The 17,334-nt window shown below is 58.5% G+C and carries 17 protein-coding genes; 5 read left to right on the plus strand and 12 right to left on the minus strand.

What is annotated here, in order from left to right:
- Both ACP15V_RS09250 and rarD read right to left on the minus strand, forming a co-directional pair.
- Positions 1-197: hypothetical protein (locus tag ACP15V_RS09250; RefSeq protein WP_424943405.1), on the minus strand; the 197-nt coding region annotated here is incomplete at its 3' end.
- Between the two features lie 289 nt (positions 198-486).
- On the minus strand, positions 487-1,380 hold the full coding sequence (rarD, locus tag ACP15V_RS09255; protein ID WP_424943406.1) for an EamA family transporter RarD: 894 nt from the start codon (positions 1,378-1,380) through the stop codon (positions 487-489).
- 164 nt (positions 1,381-1,544) lie between these two features.
- Between rarD and ACP15V_RS09260 the strand changes: the two genes are divergently transcribed.
- Positions 1,545-2,291: a glycosyltransferase family 2 protein gene (locus tag ACP15V_RS09260; protein WP_424943407.1), complete on the plus strand. Its 747-nt coding sequence runs from the start codon at positions 1,545-1,547 to the stop codon at positions 2,289-2,291.
- A gap of 188 nt (positions 2,292-2,479) precedes the next feature.
- Here ACP15V_RS09260 and ACP15V_RS09265 read toward each other — a convergent pair whose 3' ends face one another.
- The 8 genes from ACP15V_RS09265 to ACP15V_RS09300 form a co-directional block, all read right to left on the minus strand.
- On the minus strand, positions 2,480-4,933 hold the full coding sequence (locus tag ACP15V_RS09265; RefSeq protein WP_424943408.1) for a GcvT family protein: 2,454 nt from the start codon (positions 4,931-4,933) through the stop codon (positions 2,480-2,482).
- Between the two features lie 111 nt (positions 4,934-5,044).
- Complete coding sequence (locus ACP15V_RS09270) at positions 5,045-6,016, minus strand: GlxA family transcriptional regulator (protein WP_424943409.1); 972 nt, start codon at positions 6,014-6,016, stop codon at positions 5,045-5,047.
- 101 nt (positions 6,017-6,117) lie between these two features.
- Positions 6,118-8,565, minus strand: a complete 2,448-nt coding sequence (locus tag ACP15V_RS09275) for a GcvT family protein (RefSeq protein WP_424943410.1) — start codon at positions 8,563-8,565, stop codon at positions 6,118-6,120.
- A 40-nt stretch (positions 8,566-8,605) separates the two neighbouring features.
- Positions 8,606-9,229: a LysE family translocator gene (locus tag ACP15V_RS09280; protein ID WP_424943411.1), complete on the minus strand. Its 624-nt coding sequence runs from the start codon at positions 9,227-9,229 to the stop codon at positions 8,606-8,608.
- A gap of 1 nt (position 9,230) precedes the next feature.
- Positions 9,231-9,605 (minus strand): GFA family protein, encoded by a 375-nt coding sequence (locus tag ACP15V_RS09285; RefSeq protein ID WP_424943412.1) that lies wholly within the window; start codon positions 9,603-9,605, stop codon positions 9,231-9,233.
- A gap of 178 nt (positions 9,606-9,783) precedes the next feature.
- On the minus strand, positions 9,784-10,353 hold the full coding sequence (locus tag ACP15V_RS09290; protein ID WP_424943838.1) for a helix-turn-helix domain-containing protein: 570 nt from the start codon (positions 10,351-10,353) through the stop codon (positions 9,784-9,786).
- Positions 10,354-10,676: 323 nt separating this feature from the next.
- A complete protein-coding gene (locus tag ACP15V_RS09295; protein ID WP_424943413.1) occupies positions 10,677-11,132 on the minus strand; it encodes a GAF domain-containing protein in 456 nt (151 codons plus the stop codon).
- Positions 11,133-11,195: 63 nt separating this feature from the next.
- Entirely contained in the window at positions 11,196-12,374 is a 1,179-nt protein-coding gene (locus ACP15V_RS09300) for an acetyl-CoA C-acyltransferase (protein ID WP_424943839.1), read from the minus strand.
- Between the two features lie 157 nt (positions 12,375-12,531).
- Between ACP15V_RS09300 and ACP15V_RS09305 the strand changes: the two genes are divergently transcribed.
- The 3 genes from ACP15V_RS09305 to ACP15V_RS09315 all read left to right on the plus strand — a co-directional run bounded on the left by ACP15V_RS09305 (position 12,532) and on the right by ACP15V_RS09315 (position 15,287).
- Complete coding sequence (locus ACP15V_RS09305; protein WP_424943414.1) at positions 12,532-12,879, plus strand: STAS domain-containing protein; 348 nt, start codon at positions 12,532-12,534, stop codon at positions 12,877-12,879.
- Positions 12,869-13,369 (plus strand): ATP-binding protein, encoded by a 501-nt coding sequence (locus tag ACP15V_RS09310; RefSeq protein ID WP_424943840.1) that lies wholly within the window; start codon positions 12,869-12,871, stop codon positions 13,367-13,369. Before ACP15V_RS09305 ends, ACP15V_RS09310 begins: the two co-directional genes overlap by 11 nt.
- 331 nt (positions 13,370-13,700) lie before the next feature.
- Positions 13,701-15,287, plus strand: a complete 1,587-nt coding sequence (locus tag ACP15V_RS09315; RefSeq protein WP_424943415.1) for a gamma-glutamyltransferase family protein — start codon at positions 13,701-13,703, stop codon at positions 15,285-15,287.
- Positions 15,288-15,446: 159 nt separating this feature from the next.
- Here the strand turns inward: ACP15V_RS09315 and hspQ are convergent, their stop codons facing one another.
- Complete coding sequence (hspQ, locus tag ACP15V_RS09320; RefSeq protein WP_424943416.1) at positions 15,447-15,773, minus strand: heat shock protein HspQ; 327 nt, start codon at positions 15,771-15,773, stop codon at positions 15,447-15,449.
- Between the two features lie 217 nt (positions 15,774-15,990).
- Here hspQ and ACP15V_RS09325 point away from each other — a divergent pair, with 217 nt between their 5' ends.
- Positions 15,991-16,581 (plus strand): transglycosylase SLT domain-containing protein, encoded by a 591-nt coding sequence (locus ACP15V_RS09325; RefSeq protein ID WP_424943417.1) that lies wholly within the window; start codon positions 15,991-15,993, stop codon positions 16,579-16,581.
- A gap of 47 nt (positions 16,582-16,628) precedes the next feature.
- Here the strand turns inward: ACP15V_RS09325 and ACP15V_RS09330 are convergent, their stop codons facing one another.
- Positions 16,629-17,234 carry a LolA family protein gene (locus ACP15V_RS09330; protein ID WP_424943418.1) on the minus strand — a complete coding sequence of 202 codons (606 nt, stop codon included), beginning with the start codon at positions 17,232-17,234 and terminating at the stop codon, positions 16,629-16,631.
- Positions 17,235-17,334 lie beyond the last annotated feature (100 nt).

Raw genomic sequence — 17,334 nt, forward strand, 5'->3', positions numbered from 1 at the left:
AAACTTTGCTTCCTCTTGCGTCTCTCGACCCCGTCGTCCGCGCCGTCTGGCGTCCCGTTGTGCGCCTCAGCGCCGCCGGTGAAGTGGGTTCTAAGGTTATCCATCACCAGCCGCAACACCTTTTTTCGAAATTCGACGAGTTTTTTGAAGGTTTTTTGAATATCCAATGAATACAGCGAGTTACGATGGTAAATCATTCCTTTCCAAACCACTATCGGCCAGATCCGACATGCTCAGATGCGCAATTCAGGCCGATTTCCGGGGTTTCATGCATGAGACTCGCGACTCCACCGGGGCGACTCTCTTGGTTTTGGTAGAATCCACCACAAGAGTCGGGGCGATTCAGGTCAAAAAAGATCGAAAATATTTTTCCAGCAGCGGAATCGCTCGGATTCGTCGTGACTCAGCCATGCGATTCCTGAAACGAAGCTCACCAATCCGGGCCCTTCCAAACAGGCCCCTATATATAATGTATAGGCTGGGCTTTCAGGCCCGTTTCCAGGCCCGCAGCATCGACAGTGTATAGATGACCAAAGCCAACCAGATCAGCGGGAATGCATAGACGCGCATCCCCCCGAACGGTTCATCAAAGACAAAGACGGCAATCAGGAAGATCATCGAAGGCGCGATATACTGCAAAATGCCCACCGTGCTCATCCGCACATCTTTTGCGCCATTGGCATACAGAAGCAGAGGCACCGAGGTGACCACGCCCGCCGCCAAGAGAAGGAGTGTGGTGGAGGTATCGGTCAGAAACACCGCTTCACCTGTCGCAGCGAGGTAGATCATATAGGCCAGAGCGAAGGGCGAAAGGATCAGCACCTCCAACAAGAACCCCTGATTGGGGCCGATGGGGAGGGATTTCTTGAAATAGGCGTAGAAGCCCCAGGTGATCATTAACCCAACAGCAACCAGTGGCAACCGGCCTGCCTCCAGCGTCAGAAGCAACACGGCCATGGCTGCAAACCCGATGGCGATCATCTGGATGCGGTTCAGGCGCTCTCCCAGCAGCACGGCACCCAGGAAGATCGAGAAGAGGGGATTGATATAATAGCCCAGCGCCGCCTCAATCGCCTGCCCATTGGCAATCGCCCAGATGTAGATGCCCCAATTGACCGAAATCAGCGCGGCGGTCACCGCCCCCTGCATCAGCATACGCGGATTGCCCAGCGCCTCGCGCAACTCGCGTGTGCGCCCCATGGCGAAAAGCACCGCCCCGGCCACGGGGACCGACCAGATCACCCGATGCACCACCACCTCTGCCGGCCCCACATGGGACAGCGCCTTCATATAAAGCGGCAGGAACCCCCACAGCAGATAGGCCGAAATCACAAATCCCAACCCACGTGGCGTATCGGTGTTGTCTGTTGCTTTGGTCATGGCGCGCTCCTCACCCGGATATCTATGGCAAATCGATTGCTGTGGGGCGATGGCAATTCTGTGCGATGTAACATCATGAAACGTGATGTGTGGGCAAATCTTCACGAGACTCGCTTTAAAGCGGAAAATACTGTATGTAGCGCGCAAAATACTTGAGAGATCCTATGGCGCAGTCCCCAGCCGTCAGCGTAATTATCCCGACCTATAATGCGGCCAGGTATCTGGAACGCACGGTTAGCTCTGTCCAATCGCAGTGCTTTGAGGATTGGGAGTTGATCCTGGCGGATGATGCATCTTCCGACGGGACAATGGATCTGGCGCGACAACTGGCCGCCAAAGATGATCGCATTCGCGTGCTTGATACAAAGACAAATGGCGGGGCGGCCCGGGCGCGCAATCGGGCGCTGAAGGCGGCGCGCGGGCGATATATGGCCTTTCTGGATGCGGATGATTGCTGGCGACCCGAGAAACTGACCCGGCAGGTGGCCTTCATGCAATCCACCAATGCGCCGCTGTCCTATACCGAGTTTGTCCGGCACTTTGATGATGGCAGCGCGCGCCAGGTGCGTCTGCCCGAAAAGGTGGATCGCAAGACGCTTTTGCGCGGGAACCTGATTGCCTGCAGTACCGCGATGTATGATCGCGAGGCGCTGGGGCTGGTGGAGATGCCCGACGTGCGGATGCGGCAGGATTTCGGCCTGTGGCTGCGCATTCTGGAACGCGTGCCGCTGGCCCATGGTCTGTGTGAACCCCTGACCGATTACACGGTGCGCAGCGACAGCCTGTCGGCCAATAAGGTGAAAGCGATCAGCGCCACCTGGCGGCTGTTTCATCAGGTCGAAGGGTTCGGTGTGGTGAAATCCACCTGGCTTTTGAGCAATGTGATTGCGGGCCGCCTGAAACGCGGCTGAGCGCGGCTGTCGCGGTCGCAATTTCCCCCGTAGCAATTAAAAGGCGAGCAGCTCGTTCGCAACCCGCCCTTCTGTTTTCGATAAAACCAGAAAACTAGTTTTCTAGTATTCTAGTTTTGTCCGTTGGTGCGTCATTGCCATAATGTGTACCGCACTGCCTTGAACGCCCGGTTCTGAATGATCGGCGATCAGACCTTCACACGTTCTGATTTGGGATCATACATCGGCTTCAACGATGCTTCGGCCTTTACCTTTACACCGCAGACGTCGATTTCATAGGTTGAGGCCAGCACATCGGCAGCTTTTTCCCCCGCGCACGGCACGTATCCCAGACCAATTGCGCCGCCCAGCGTATGGCCGTAGTTGCCTGAGCTGAGATAGCCCACATATTCCCCATCCCGGATGATCGGTTCGTTGTGGAACAACAGCGGTTCGGCATCCCTCAGTTTGAACTGAACCAGACGGGTCTTAGGGCCGGTTTCCTTGCGGGCGATCACCGCCTCGCGGCCAATGAAATCACAGCCCTTATCGGTCTTGACCGCAAAACCAAGCCCCGCATCGACCACATGGTCTTCGCAGGTGATGTCATGTCCGAAGTGACGATACCCCTTTTCGATCCGACAGCTGTCCATCATGTGCATACCACAGAGCTTCAGCCCCATGTCCTGCCCCGCGTCCCACAGGGTTTCGAACACATGCCCGGCCTGATCGCTTGATGCATAGATCTCCCACCCCAACTCGCCCACATAGGTCACGCGATGCGCACGGGCGAGGCCCATGCCGATCTCGATTTCCTGCGCGGTGCCAAACGGGTTGGTCGCATTGGTGAAATCGTTGGGCGAAACTTTCTGAAGCAGTGTTCGCGCATTTGGCCCCATGATCGCCAGCACGCCTTCGCCTGCGGTCACATCGGTGATCACCACGTTGAAATCCCCCTTATGACGCATCATCCAGGTCTGGTCGGCCAGACGGGTCGCCGCAGGGGTCACCACCAGATAGGCGGTTTCCGTCAGGCGGGTCACAGTCACGTCGGCCTCGATCCCACCTTTGCGGTTCAGGAACTGGGTATAGACAATCTTGCCGTTGGGCACCGCGTAATCGCCGCCGCCCACATAATTCAGGAAACGTTCCGCATCCGGGCCTTCCACGCGGATCTTGCCAAAGGACGACATGTCATACATGCCGACATTTTCGCGCACGGCCCGGTGTTCGGCGGCGGAGTTTTCAAACCAGTTCTGGCGTTTCCAGGAATACTGATATTCGCGCTCTTGGCCTTCATTTGCAAACCAGTTGGCGCGCTCCCACCCAGCCAGTTCACCAAACACGGCGCCCTGTTCTTTCAGGTGGTGATGGAACGGGGTGCGGCGCACCCCGCGTGCGGTGGCCTTCTGGCGATAAGGGAAGTGGTCGGCGTAAAGCAGGCCCAGCGTTTCCTTGGAGCGTTCAAACAGATACTGCTTGTTACCCTGAAACGGCTGCATCCGGCTGATATCCACGTCACCCAGATCAAACGGTTTCTCGCCCGTATCCATCCACTCGGCCAGCGCGTGACCCGCCCCACCTGCCGACTGGATCCCGATCGAGTTGAAGCCGGCTGCGACCCAGACATTGTCCATCTCCGGTGCAAGCCCAAGGTGATAGGCATCATCGGGGGTGAAGCTTTCCGGCCCGTTGAAGAAAGTGTGAATGCCCGCCTCGGCCAACATCGGCATCCGGTTGCAGGCATCTTCCAGGATCGGCTCGAAATGATCGAAGTCTTCCGGCAGCTGATCAAATTCAAACGTGTCCGGAATGCCATCCATGGCCCAGGGCTTGGCGTTGGGCTCAAAGGCACCAAGCAGCATCTTGCCCGCGTCTTCCTTGTAATAGGCGCATTCATCCGGCACCCGCAGCACCGGCAGCTGGGTCAGCCCGTCGATGGCTTCGGTCACGATATAGAAATGCTCACAGGCGTGCAGCGGCACATTGGTGCCGGTCATGCGGCCCACCTGATGGCCCCACATACCCGCACAGTTCACCACCATGTCACATGCGATATGGCCGCTGTCCGTGCCATCATCCGACACCCAATCGACACCGGTGACACGGCGGCCAACCTTGGTGACATCCGTGACCTTAATGCGTTCCTTCACAATGCCGCCGCGTTGCCGTGCCCCTTTGGCCAAGGCCAGCGCGATATTGGCCGGGTCGCCCTGCCCGTCTTTGGGCAGATAGACCGCGCCTTTCACATCCTCGACATTCAGATGCGGATACATCTCTTTCACCCGCTCGGCTAAGATCTCTTCGACCTCAACCCCAAAGGCGCGCGCCATGGCCGCCTGACGGTAAATCTCTTCGCGGCGTTCTTCGGTCAGCGCCACCGTGATCGACCCGCAGCGTTTGAACCCGGTGGCCACTCCGGTTTCCTCTTCCAGGGATCCGTAAAGCTCCTGCGAGTATTTCGCGAGCTTGGTCATATTGGCCGTCGCGCGCAGCTGGGCAATCAGGCCGGCCGCGTGCCAGGTGGTGCCCGACGTCAGCTGTTTGCGTTCCAACAGCACAACATCCGTCCAGCCCTTTTTGGTCAGGTGATAGGCCACCGAGCAGCCGATCACACCACCACCGATGATAACGACACGGGCCTTTTGCGGTAGATTGCTCATGTCTGTCCTCCAATTCGAAGATGAATATCAGGGTCGCGTTTCGCGATATGCGCCAAGATTGGCATGAGATTCGCGCGAATTATGCCTCATATCCGCCAATTTTGTCGGCTTTCAGACATATGTTCGCATTCCCTCCCCCTGCTTGCGCCAGGCGGTTGGGGTCACGCCAAAGTGGCGGTGAAAGAGCGATGAGAACCCGTTGGGAAAGCCGCAGGCCAGCCCCACATCCCGCACGCACATACGGGTATTAAGCAAAAGCGTGTTCGCGTGGTTGAGCCGCAGTTCGCGGTAATAGGCGTTGGGGGTAATGTTGAAATAGGCCCGGAAATGTCGTTCCAGAGAACGCTCGGAAATGCCCAGAAGCGCTACCAGTTCCGAGATCCGCAGCGGTTCCTCCAGATTGGTCTGCATCAGCTCGATACACTGATCGAGCGCCTTATTGCCGGTGAGTGACAGCGCTTTGCCGCCAAAGGGCTGAAGGCTCGACATGGCGCGGATGTTTTCGTGCAGCAGGATATCCGACACGGTGGTCACGGCGGCGGCGGAGACGTGACGACCAATCAGCGAGAGGGTCAGGTCGTAGGTGGCCGCCATGCCCGCGCTGGTGATCAGCTTGCCATCATCCGCCGCCAGCGCATAAGACCCCTGCCCCGGCGTGCCCCGTTCATTCAGCACCGCGCGGTTTTCCCAATGGGTGGTGTGGCCTTTGCCCTGTTCGCCGGTTTCCGCGATATAGCGGCTGGCGGCTTCGGCCAACAGCACAACCCGCGCGCCATGCCACAGATAGGATTTGATCACTGGTTGCACCGACAGGTCCGGGTGATCGGCGTTGGAATTGCCCAGCACAAACAGATAATCCGCCGTTGGACGATCCGGGATCGGACCCGCCGTGATGCTGGCCCCGGCCCGGCACCCCACCTGCCCGGGTACGCGCGACCGGAACGTCCAGTCAAAAGCTGGGCGTGCGGTGACGCGGTTGGCCAGTCGGATCACCTCGACGACGGCGGTCAACTCGGTCAGAACGAAATCTTCGGCCACAAGGAGTTCGACATGTACGGGCACGCTCTTTGCCGGATCGGTCATGAGTGTCCTCCTGTCTGGACGGGGGCGCTGCCCCCGGGCTGCGCCCTCCCCCGGGATATTTCTGGCCAGAAAAAAAAGGGGGAAGGACGCGGCTTTGCCGGTCAGGCGCGGATCCGGGTATTGTCGGGATCCCAGAGCGGTTGGTCCGGTTGGACCACGGCGCGGCATTTCTCGCCGTAGATTTCCACCTCCAGCTCGGTACCGGGGGTGGCGAGGTTGGGGCGCACCATGCCGTAGGCAATCGACTTGTTCACCCGGTAGCCCCAGCCGCCCGAGGTGGTTTCCCCGACAATCTCATCCCCGGACCAGACGCAGGACATGTAGGGCGCATCACAATCGCCTGCGTCGACGATCATGGTGACAAAACGCTTTTTCGACCCTTGCTGTTTCTCTGCCAGAAGCGCGGCCTTGCCCGGGAAGTCCTGTGGCTTGTCAAGGCGCACAAACCGATCCAGCCCGCCTTCGAACATCGAATAATCGGTCGAGAGATCGCCCTTCCAGGTGCGGTAGCCTTTTTCCAGTCGCAGGCTGTCGAGCGCATACATGCCGAAAGGTTTGGCCCCAGCGCCGATAAGCGCGTCATAGATCGCGGGCTGGTCAGCATTGGCACAATGCACTTCCCAGCCCAATTCACCGGCAAAGGACACGCGCACCAGACGGCAGGGGGTGCCGGCCACGGTGGCGTCCTGATGCGTGAGCCATCCGAGCGACAGGTCTGCTTCCGTGCCAATCGCTTTGAGCAGCTCGCGGGTTTTGGGGCCGGTGACGATCATCGTGCCAAATTCGGTGGAATGATCTGTCAGAGAGACACCCGCAGGCAGGCCCTTTTTCAGCACCTCAAAGTCATGCCATTGGGCCGAGGCCGCGGTGATCATGGTGAAATGATCCTCGTCGTGGCGCATACAGGACATCTCGGTCAGGATCCGGCCACGATCATCGGCGAGATAGACGAGGTTCATGCGACCCGGTTTCGGCAGCGCCCCGGTGATGCGGCCCCGCAGAAACTCGGCAGCCCCATCGCCTTCGAGGTTGAAGCGCGAGAAGCCGGGCAGGTCGAGCACGCCAACAGCATCGCGCACCGCTTCGCATTCTTCCTTGATGCGTTGCTCCCACGGGCCGGAACGCCCCCAGGTATGCGTCGCCGCAAGCGAGGTGTCGTCGCCAGGCTGCGCAAACCAGTTGGCACGCTCCCAACCGTTATAGGCCCCCATCACGCCGCCCAGGTCTTTGACCTTCGCGTGGACCGGCGAGAGTTTCTTGTCGCGCGCGGCGGGCCATTCGTGGCGGGGGAAGTGCATGGCGTATTCGTTGCCGTAAACTTCCATGCCTTTCTGGTCGCAATAGTCCTGATCGGTGTAATCGGTGTAGCGGCGCGGATCGACCGCCCACATGTCCCACTCGGTTGCGCCATCGACGATCCATTCGGCCATGACCTTGCCCGCGCCGCCGCCCTGGGCGATCCCGAAGGTGAACACGCAAGCCTCAAACGCGTTTTCCACGCCCGGCATCGGCCCCATCAAAGGCAGGCCATCGGGCGCGTAGGGGATCGGGCCGTTGATCACACTGGACACGCCCGAGCTTTCCATCAGCGGCACACGCGCCATGGCGTCGACGACGATATCCTCGATCCGGTCCAGATCTTCCTGCCACAGTTGGAAGCTGAAATCCTCGGGCATCTTGTCGTCGCCCAACCAATGCGCTTTGCAGTTTGGCTCGTACGGGCCAAGGTTGTAGCCCGCCTTTTCCTGACGCAGGTAATAGGACACATCCACGTCGCGAATGAGCGGCAGCTTCTTACCGGTCTTTTTGGTGTGCGCTTCAATTTCGGGAATCTGTTCGGTCAGCAGATATTGGTGCTCCATCACCATCATCGGCACGGTGCGGCCGCCATAGGGTTTGAACATCTCGCCGACGCGTTGGGCATAATACCCCGCCGCGTTGACCACGTAATCGCATTCGATGTCACCCTTTTCGGTGTGCACAATCCAGGTCTTGTCTTCCTTCTGGGTCACGCCGGTGGCGGGGGTGAAGCGCAGGATTTTCTGCCCCATGTCGCGCGCGCCTTTGGCCAGCGCTTGGGTCACCTGCGCCGGGTCAATATCACCATCCGACGGGTCCCAAAGAACACCCGCCAGGTCATGGATCTCAAGGAAGGGGTATTTCTCTTTCGCCTGCTCCGGCGTCCAGATCTCCATCCCGATGCCCTGGTAGCGCCCCATCGCACAGGCGCGTTCAAATTCCTGCATCCGTTCCTTAGTGTGCGCCAGGCGGATTGATCCGGTCTGGTGATAGTTCATCGGGTAATCGACCTCTTCGCCCAGACGGGCATAAAGCTCGGTCGAATAGCGCTGCATGTTCATGATCGCCCAGCTGGTCGAGAAGGTCGGCACATTGCCCGCTGCGTGCCAGGTGGATCCTGCGGTCAGCTCGTTCTTTTCCAATAGCACGCAATCGGTCCAGCCCTTCAGGCTAAGGTGATATAGGGTCGAGGCCCCGACCACACCACCACCAATGATGACGACGCGGGCTTTGGTTGGAAAGTCAGACATTGCGGTCTCCGTGTTGAGCGAGTGTTCGTTGTTTTTGTGTTCAGGTGAGGGCCAATCGGGCGGCAAGCGCGCCGAAGATCACGGCCGAAATACGGTTCATCAGGCGGGTGGAGCGGCGGATGCGGTCGGCCGCCAGCCCGGCAAAGACCCCGATCAGCGCGTCGGCAATGAAACCGCCAATGGCCAGGATCACGCCCAGGATTATGATCTGGTGCCATTCGGGGCCGACCTCGGGGCGGATGAACTGTGGCAGGAAAGCAAGGATAAACAGGATCACTTTGACGTTCAGGATATTGGTGACAAACCCCCGGCGAAACGCGCGCCACAGGTCCGCACGTCCTTCACGCTTGGATGCAGGGTCAACCGAGCGCCAGCTGCTCCAGGCGAGCCACGCCAGATACGCCGCCCCCGCGTATCGGATCACGTCCAGCGCGATGGGCGAGGCCGCGATCAGCACCGCCAGCCCAGCTGCGGCCAGAATGACGTGGCAAAACACGCCCAGAATAATCCCGGCGGTGGCCATCACCCCGGCGCGCGCCCCGCCCTTGATGCTGCTGGCGATGATGAACATCATGTCGGGGCCGGGTGTCACGTAGAGGATGATCGAGGCGCCGATGAAGGTGGCAATCACCCAAGGGTCCATGGCGGCAAGCGTGTTCAGCATGTCACTGTTCCTGTTGCGGCAGGCCATCCGCGATCTGATAATAGTCGCCTTTGTCGGCCACAAAGATGTGTTTTTCCAGCGTGACACCGGTGGGGCCGTCAACCGCCCCAAGCGCAAAACTGATCATGTCCTCGCCGGTTCCATGCCAAAAGAGGAACGACCCGCAGGTGGGGCAGGATCCGCGTCTGGCGCTGGGGCTGGCGGCATACCAGCTGACCGGGCCTGTGATGGTCAGATCATCCACCGGCACTTGCGCTGACGACCAGATGCCGCCCGATTGCTTGCGGCATTGTCCGCAATGGCACATGGATGCGCCCACCGGTTTGGCGTTGGTGGTAAATGTGATTGCACCGCAGAGGCAGCTTCCTGTGATCATCTTCGGTCTCCTGTCTGGTGGGTCGCGGTTTGACCTCGGAAAAAACCTCGTCCGGGAAGGGGAAAGACCCCGGACGCGGTCACTTGATGGTGATGTTTCAAACCACCGGGAGGATGCCCCGCCGCACGCTGTGTGGTAGAGGCAGGACAACGGATCGGCCCAAGGACCCCCATGGCGATCAATAGACCGGCGGGGCGATCACCCAGATCGCCACAGCCGGTTCGTCATAAGGGTTGGCCCATTCATAGGGTTCGTGTTTGATGCGGAAACTATCGCCCGGTCCGACGGTAAAGGACCGCCCGCCGATGATCAGGTCCAGCCTGCCCGAGACCATATACCCCACCTCTTGCGTGGGGCGGTTGGCCGGGGTTTGCATCGCGGATTTGGGCGCAAAGGTAGAGTGCACCATTTCAAAATCATCGGTCAGATCTGGCGAAAGCAGCTCTTCACGCAGGCCTTCCTCGCCAGATCCCATCGGGCGGCGGCTGCCCTCACGCACCACATAGCCCTTCTCTTCAGCCGGGGCAGACCCATGGGCAAAAAGCAGTGACATCGGAACGCCCAGCGCGTCGGCGATTGAGCGCAGATCGGAAATCGACGGGTCCGACTTGTCTCGTTCCACTTGGCTCAGCCAACCGACCGAACGGCCCAGACGGTCGGCAAGATCCGTCAACGTCATCCCGCGCTGTTTACGCAATGCGCGCAGATCAGCGCCCAGGCTTTGCGGCTTTGTTGGATCGGTCTGCAGCACGCTGCGCTCTCCTTGTTGGTCCTGACCTGTGTCTGGTCAGGTGATTCACGTCTTTATCTATGGCCGGTATGAAATCAGACGTGAAATTTTCACTAGTTTTTTCATATTGGGAAGAAAAACCGCTGATCGCAAACAGAATCGCGACATGGATATGGTCGGTTTCAGAACATGCGCAGAGGTGTTCCCGCGCTTTCACGACCTTTGGTCGACACGCTTGGGCATGGCTCACTTCGTGAGCCTGGAGGGGCTAGCCCCTCGCCGCATTCGCGGCTCACCCCAGGATATTTTTAACCAGAAAATAGGGAGAGCACTGCGGGCGCTCAGCGCGTGAAGGTGGCGGCGAGGATCTTGGTGAGTTCCTCTGCGTCTTCTTCGGTGAACGCATCAGGCTGATTGCTGTCGAGATCGAACACTGCGATGATGTCTCCGCCCGAATTTTTCACCGGTAGGACGAGTTCTGATTGGGTGGAGCTGGCGCAGGCGATGTGGCCGGGGAAGGCGTCGACGTTGGGGACCAATTGCACCTTGCCCATGCGGGCCGCCGCGCCACAGACGCCGCGCGAAAACGGGATTTGCAGGCAGCCATGGCCGCCCTGGTAGGGACCGATTTTCAGGAGCTCCGGTTCGGTCACACGGTAAAATCCGGTCCAGTCAAACCGGTCGTCAGAATGGTGCACCTCGCAGGTCACGGTGGCCATCAGCGCAACCTCATCGGTTTCGCCATCGGTGAGAGCGGCGATGGTCTGGGCCAGTTCGGTATAGTTGACCTGGGGCATGTGTCCTCCGACAAAAAAAGGGCGCGGAACCGTGCCGCGCCCTTGTCTTTATAAGGTCAGGGATCAGTCGCGTTCAATCGCAATTGCCGTGCCTTCGCCGCCGCCGATGCAGATCGCGGCCACACCGCGTTTCAAGCCGCGCTTTTCCATCGCGTTCAGCAAGGTCACGATGATGCGCGCGCCAGAGGCACCGATCGGGTGGCCCAGCGCGCAGGCCCCGCCGTTCACGTTCACCTTGTCGCGCGTGATGCCCATTTCGTGCATGAAAGCCATCGGCACCACGGCAAAGGCTTCGTTCACCTCCCACAGGTCGACATCGTCAACTGCCCACCCAAGGCGATCCAGCAGTTTCTGTGCCGCCGGCACCGGTGCGGTGGTGAACCAGCCGGGTTCCTGTGCGTGGCTTGCGTGGCCCATGATGCGGGCGCGGATGTTCAGGCCAGCCGCTTTCGCCGCCTCTTCCGAGGCCACAACCAGCGCCGCCGCCCCATCGGAGATCGAGGATGCGTTGGCCGCCGTCACCGTGCCGTCCTTTTTGAACGCCGGTTTCAGCGCCGGGATCTTGTCGGGGCGCGCGTTTCCGGGCTGTTCATCCTCGCCCACCACCACGTCACCCTTGCGGGTCTTGATCGTGACCGGGGCAATCTCGCCCTCAAACGCACCGGATTTTTGCGCCTCAAGCGCGTTCGACAGGGATTTCAGCGCATATTCATCCTGCGCCTCGCGGGTGAATTGGAACTTTTCGGCGCAGTCCTCGGCGAAGGTGCCCATCAGGCGGCCCTTGTCATAGGCGTCTTCCAGGCCATCCAGGAACATGTGGTCCACCACGGCGCCATGGCCGATCCGGGCACCGCCACGCATTTTGGGCAGAATGTAAGGCGCCTCGGTCATGCTTTCCATCCCGCCGGCGACCATGATGTCGGTGCCGCCCAGCGCCACCTGATCATAGGCGGACATGGTGGTTTTCATGCCAGAGCCACACATCTTGTTCAGCGTGGTCGCGGGCACAGCCTGACCCAGACCGGCGGCAAACCCGGCCTGTCGCGCGGGGGCCTGACCCTGACCCGCAGGCAGCACACATCCCATCAGCAGTTCTTCGATCTGGTCCGGCTTGGCGCCCGCATCTTCAAGCGCGGCCTTGATCGCAGCCCCGCCCAGTTCAGACGCGGTCACCCCTGTGAACGCCCCCTGAAATCCCCCCATCGGCGTGCGCGACGCCCCGGCAATCACCACGTTCTTCATGACCATCTCCAATTCCCTGAATTTCCTCCCATTCGCTTACCGAATGGTAACGATCCACGTCTAGTCTCATTCGAAAGTGACCCGCCGTAACAACGCATTCCATGCACCAAACAGCGGGGATTCCAAGAGTTGAAGCCCTTTCGCAAGGAGAGTACCCGTGCAACTGAACTATGAAGACACGAACAATATCCGCGTCATTACGGTGGAGGAAACGCGCATCGATGCGGCCATCGCAATCGATTTCAAAGATAATATGCGCGAGCTGACCGATTCAGGGCCCAAACGTGTTGTCGTGGATATGACTCGCGTCGATTTCATCGATTCCAGCGGCCTTGGCGCAGTGGTGGCCGCTCTGAAACAGGTCGCGGATGGAACCAGTCTTGAACTTGCCTGCCTGTCACCCACCGTCGCAAAAGTGTTTCGTCTGACACGTATGGATTCCGTGTTCATGATTCACAAAGACATGAACTCCGCCTTGGGTGGCGGCCTTGCAAGTGCTTCTTGAGCGAATGCCGTTCATGGGGCATGCTCGTGATCTACATAATATGTCGATGTTGCAACAGCATTCTGGAATAAACCTTGTCTTTCCCAGCGAAAGTTTTGCCGTCCGCAAGGCTTTAAAATCGCTGATGGGCGGGTTGCACCATCTGCAGCTATCTGACGAAACTCTCTCAATTGCTGAAATCGTCATAGCCGAAGCGCTGAACAACGTCGTTGAACATGCCTATGGCGAAAACGCCCTTGGCGTGATCGAGGTAAAGATGCGCAAACAAGACGATCAGCTTTGGGTGCAAATCATAGACGACGGTCGCGCCATGCCCGGCGATCAATTGCCACCAGGGGCAGCGCATGATCTGGACACCTGCCAAGAGGATTTGCCTGAAGGTGGATTTGGGTGGAACATGATCCGGGAGCTGACAGACGATTTGCAATACAAGCGACAGGACAATCAAAACCGCCTGACATTTTCATTGCCGATCAAAACCACCCAGTAATCCGTCGATCCCCGCCCCGTGGCGCGCGCCGCGGGTTGCGCAAGCGGTCCCCCTAAGCTCATCGGTCCTTCAGGATATCTCATCACATCCACAACTTTCGGAGTAAAGCACTGCGGCAAACGCCTCTGAATTGCCGCATTTCCTCCCTTATCCCGTCAAATTGAACCGCCATGCTGAAACCATAGCGTAAAGCTTGCCCCGGTGCTGCAAATCACAGCCCCCACCCAGTTCGTGGCACCGGGGTTTCCAGCTTTTCTTGCATCATTGTCCTGCCACGCAAGTTGACCTAATCTGGGTCCAGCCCATCAGAAATAGATGTTGGATCAGATAATTGCGCGACTTTCACCTCCCTGGGCGGTCACCGGTTCTTGCGACAAACGCAATCTGTGCATGCTCGCACCCTCTGGCCTCTCAAACAGCCATTGAAATCCTGAAATCCGGGGGAAACGCTGTTGACGCAGCCATTGCTGCGGCCGTCCTGCTGGGAATTTGCGAACCGCATATGACCGGACTCGGTGGTGATTGTTTTGTGCTTCTGTCCCCGTCTGGCAGTGATGATATCATCGCCCTGAACGGTTCCGGCAAGTCCGCGGGAGCCCTGGATCCGAACCAGCTTCGTGCCAGCGGACATGTCACCATGCCCCTTCACGACGCAAATTCCGTGACGATCCCCGGAGCAGTTGACGCCTTTTGCCGTTTGTCAGAAGACTGGGGCCGCCTGCCACTCTCCGAATGTTTGGCTCCCGCCATTCGATATGCCGAAGACGGAGTGCCCGTTGCGCCGCGTGTTGTCGCCGATTGGGAAAATGCCGCCAAGGAAAATATCCTGACCGGGGTCGCACGAGGCTATTACTTGCAATCCGGACGCGCCCCTAAGCCAGGGGATCTGTTTCGTGCGCCGAAACAGGCCGAGGTCTTGCGCCGGATTGCAAAGCACGGACGGGATGCATTTTACCTGGGTGAGGTGGCGCAGGATATGGTCGATAGTCTGCAAGCCTTGGGCGGATCCCATCAGATGAAGGACTTCGCCCTCACGGAAAGCTTCTACACCACCCCGATTTCAGGGCATTATAAGGGTATTGAGCTGGTCGAGCACCCGCCGAATGGCCAGGGTGCCACGGCCATCCTGATGGCTAAGATGCTGGAATGTTTCAACCTTCCGGACCTTTGCCCATTAGGCGCCGCGCGGGTGCATATTGAAGCAGAAGTGGCCAAATTGGCATATGACGCGCGCAATCGGTTTCTTGCCGACCCGGATCATGCAACCCGATTGGAACACATGCTGTCCCCCGCCACGGCCGAAGAGCTCGCCTCTCTGATCCACCCGACACGCGCGATGAAGCACCCGAACCAGGTCAGTGAAGCGGTTCATAAGGATACGGTTTATCTGACCGTTGTTGATCGCGACCGGATGTCGGTCTCGCTCATTTATTCGATCTTTCACGCCTTCGGGGCCGGGTTGGCGTCGAATAAATTTGGCATACTTTTTCAGAACCGTGGCGCGGGCTTTAACCTGACACAAGGCCATCCGAACGAAGCTGGCGGCGGGAAACGCCCGATGCATACGATCATTCCGGGAATGATTCGCGAGCGCGGCAAGGTGATTTTGCCCTTCGGTGTCATGGGAGGGAGCTATCAACCCACGGGCCACGCGCGGTTTCTGACCAACCTTGTGGACTACGGCATGGATATTCAGGCCGCGATCGACGCGCCCCGCGCCTTTGCAGAAGCTGGGGTGTTACGGCTGGAGCGCGGATACGGCGATCCGGTCGCGGAGCGGTTGCGCGAAATGGGCCATGTGATTGAGACACCAGAAAGCCCGCTGGGCGGCGCGCAAGCCATTCGCATCGACCATGATCGCGGCATCCTGATGGGTGCATCCGATCACCGAAAAGACGGATGTGCCTTGGGTTACTAATGCGTTTCGACTTACTGTAGAGACAGAATAATGCGGCGAAACGCCCGAAACCTATTGATGTTGCAGGCGTTTCGAAATCAATTCGTGACTCAGCTTTGTCTCGCAACGCGAGAATCGAACTATTACGATTTTACCCACCCTGCCAATCCGGACTGGGCCTCAGTTCATTTGGAAATGCAGGGGGTATTGTCCGTCTTCAAAATCGCCAAACAGGTCGGGCAAATCCGGGTGGCTGACCGGTTCACCGGAATAATCGGCGATCAGGTTTTGTTCGGACACATAGGCCACGTAATAGCTCTGATCGTTTTCGGCGAGCAGATGGTAAAACGGCTGATCCTTGTGCGGGCGGCTGTCTTCGGGAATGGCGTCATACCATTCCTCGGTGTTGGAAAACATCGCATCCACATCAAAAACCACCCCGCGAAACGGATGCTTTCGATGTCGCACAATTTGCCCCAGGTGATATTTCGCGTGTGTCTTCAACATGTCGTAGCCCCTTAACCTAGTTACTACCGTGTTCAGCGCGGGGCGTCCATGGAACCGGGCAGTTTTTATGGGAAACAAATTGTCGCCAGTCTTTGCGGCATCTCGGTCTTCAGCCCTGGTGAAGGCGCTGTTGAAATGTGATCCCTTCCCCATTTTCAAGGGGCTCCAATCCGTGTATCATGGGGCAAACAACAACAAATAATTGCGAGAGAGGCACATGAGCAGGTTTCTTCGCACCGTAGTTCTGGGTGGCCTGATTGTCGGGTTTGTCGCCGCGTGCGGCGGCGGATCCAAGGCGCCGCGCAACCTGGACAACGCGTGCAGTATTATTAAACAAAAGCCCAAATATCACCGGGCAATGAAAAAAACCCAACGAAAATGGGGGGTTCCGGTGCATGTTCAGATGGCGATCATTCACCAGGAAAGCAAGTTCGTGCAAGATGCGCGCACCCCTGTGAAATATGTTCTGGGCGTGTTGCCGATGGGCCGGCAAAGCTCGGCTTATGGGTATGCGCAGGCGTTGGATGCAACCTGGAAAGAGTATCAGCGCGCCGAAGGTGGGCGCGGGGCGAAGCGCACGGACATCCGGGATGCGACTGATTTCATGGGCTGGTATATGAATGAAACGCGCGAGGTGACAGGGCTTCCGCTGTCTGATGCGCGCGGGCAGTATCTTGCTTACCACGAAGGGCGGACCGGGTATTTGCGCGGGAGCTATCGCAGCAAAACCTGGTTGATGCGCGTGGCTGGGAATGTGGAAGAACGGTCACAGCGATACCGCGTACAACTTGCAAGTTGCCGCAGATAACAGAGGATGTCTGGCCTGTCAGGTGGCAGGCCAGAACCTTCTAAGCATCAGTTTCTAATGCGTTTTTTCGATTCCAAATGGATCGAGAACAGCGAAGACCCAAGCGACCCCCCTTTCTTGAGCTCCCCCAGAATCACCGTGGTCTGCGACCCGGCATTGTCTGTAATCACCCATTGGCGCAGCTCGGTCGGATTGGCGGTGAACATCATCTTGATGTTCCCATATTCCGGGTTGGCCGGATCTTGTGCGGTGACGGTCGTGGCGGTGCCATCATAGCCATGGCCGGTGACCATTTTGGCCTTGGAAAGATTGACATTTTTCGCAAGGATCACCGAAAGCGGGGTGCGCTTCAGCGGGTATTGGGTGGGACCGGAATTGGACTTGCCGTCAAAGATCGCCACCTGTGATCCCCCTACCACCACCAATGCATCCTGCGGCGGGTTGTATTCGAACCGCGCACGCCCCGGACGTTTGATATAGATGGTGCCCGTGGAAATGGACCCATCATCGTTTAACTGGGTGAACTGCGCCGTCGCAGTCTTCAACCCATTGAGATAGCGAGATATTTCATTCAGCGAAAGTTTCTCGGCCAGGGCCGGTGCAGCGCTGAGCATCAGCCCGGCGGCGGCAATCATCATACGAAAAGCGTTCATACTTCCTACCTTTTTTCACGGAAACCAGTCTGCCCCGTTTCACAGGGAGATTTAACCCCGGACCCTGCGTGATAGGCGATATCATGCGCGTGTCATGATG

The organism is Aliiroseovarius crassostreae, from assembly GCF_049803815.1.
GTDB classification, from domain to species: Bacteria; Pseudomonadota; Alphaproteobacteria; order Rhodobacterales; family Rhodobacteraceae; genus Aliiroseovarius; species Aliiroseovarius crassostreae_A.

Coding starts and splice junctions, on each gene's coding strand:
- rarD (WP_424943406.1), bottom strand. CDS start 1,380: ATGACCAAAGCAACAGACAACACCGATACGCCACGTGGGTTGGGATTT.
- ACP15V_RS09260 (WP_424943407.1), top strand. CDS start 1,545: ATGGCGCAGTCCCCAGCCGTCAGCGTAATTATCCCGACCTATAATGCG.
- ACP15V_RS09265 (WP_424943408.1), bottom strand. CDS start 4,933: ATGAGCAATCTACCGCAAAAGGCCCGTGTCGTTATCATCGGTGGTGGT.
- ACP15V_RS09270 (WP_424943409.1), bottom strand. CDS start 6,016: ATGACCGATCCGGCAAAGAGCGTGCCCGTACATGTCGAACTCCTTGTG.
- ACP15V_RS09275 (WP_424943410.1), bottom strand. CDS start 8,565: ATGTCTGACTTTCCAACCAAAGCCCGCGTCGTCATCATTGGTGGTGGT.
- ACP15V_RS09280 (WP_424943411.1), bottom strand. CDS start 9,229: ATGCTGAACACGCTTGCCGCCATGGACCCTTGGGTGATTGCCACCTTC.
- ACP15V_RS09285 (WP_424943412.1), bottom strand. CDS start 9,605: ATGATCACAGGAAGCTGCCTCTGCGGTGCAATCACATTTACCACCAAC.
- ACP15V_RS09295 (WP_424943413.1), bottom strand. CDS start 11,132: ATGCCCCAGGTCAACTATACCGAACTGGCCCAGACCATCGCCGCTCTC.
- ACP15V_RS09300 (WP_424943839.1), bottom strand. CDS start 12,374: ATGAAGAACGTGGTGATTGCCGGGGCGTCGCGCACGCCGATGGGGGGA.
- hspQ (WP_424943416.1), bottom strand. CDS start 15,773: ATGTTGAAGACACACGCGAAATATCACCTGGGGCAAATTGTGCGACAT.
- ACP15V_RS09325 (WP_424943417.1), top strand. CDS start 15,991: ATGAGCAGGTTTCTTCGCACCGTAGTTCTGGGTGGCCTGATTGTCGGG.
- ACP15V_RS09330 (WP_424943418.1), bottom strand. CDS start 17,234: ATGAACGCTTTTCGTATGATGATTGCCGCCGCCGGGCTGATGCTCAGC.